Source organism: Escherichia sp. WS1451 (assembly GCF_046487365.1).
Lineage (GTDB): Bacteria > Pseudomonadota > Gammaproteobacteria > Enterobacterales > Enterobacteriaceae > Escherichia > Escherichia coli.
Genome location: NZ_JBJQJP010000076.1, coordinates 1 through 786, shown reverse-complemented (window position 1 = coordinate 786; position 786 = coordinate 1). Strand labels below are relative to the sequence as shown.

The following is a 786-nucleotide window of genomic DNA, read 5'->3' as shown; positions in this document are numbered from 1 at the left end:
CAAAATGTCAGGGAAGACTCTATGACCTTCAACGAGATATGTCAATAAATTCAAAATTCAATCCTATCCTGACGCAATTTACACATGGCATCTGACATCAGGTTAGGGTATGCCTCAACCTGACGGCGGCGAATCACAAGCGTCCGGTTTGACGCTGGTTTCGGTCGCAGTGCTGGCCCGCGCCTGGAAGCGCTGATAGCACTCCAGCCCGCAGAAATGCTCCACGTACTCGGCCCCTTCCGGCGTGAAGGCGGCATCGAGCGGGATTTCCTTGCAGCACACGCAGCAACTGGTGCTCGGTTCATTGGCGTTCATGGTGGTGTTCCTCCATTGGTTGACGAAGCCGACGAAGGCCGCCGCCGGCATCGGCCTGGCGAACAGGAAACCCTGCACCGTGTCGCAACCCGCCTGCCGCAACCACGCAAGGCAGTCGGGTGTTTCCACACCCTCGGCTACCACCTCCATTGTCGTTTTCAGAAGACGGCTGCACTGAACGTCAGAAGCCGACTGCACTATAGCAGCGGAGGGGTTGGATCCATCAGGCAACGACGGGCTGCTGCCGGCCATCAGCGGACGCAGGGAGGACTTTCCGCAACCGGCCGTTCGATGCGGCACCGATGGCCTTCGCGCAGGGGTAGTGAATCCGCCAGGATTGACTTGCGCTGCCCTACCTCTCACTAGTGAGGGGCGGCAGCGCATCAAGCGGTGAGCGCACTCCGGCACCGCCAACTTTCAGCACATGCGTGTAAATCATCGTCGTAGAGACGTCGGAATGGCCGAGCAGAT

The 786-nt window shown here is 59.0% G+C and carries 2 pseudogenes; both read right to left on the bottom strand.

Annotated features, from left to right (window positions below):
- Positions 1-114 precede the first annotated feature (114 nt).
- Positions 115-465, bottom strand: a pseudogene (locus ACJHX7_RS26215) (DUF3330 domain-containing protein); the annotation flags it as partial.
- A gap of 202 nt (positions 466-667) precedes the next feature.
- Positions 668-786: pseudogene (locus tag ACJHX7_RS26210) on the bottom strand (integrase); the annotation flags it as partial.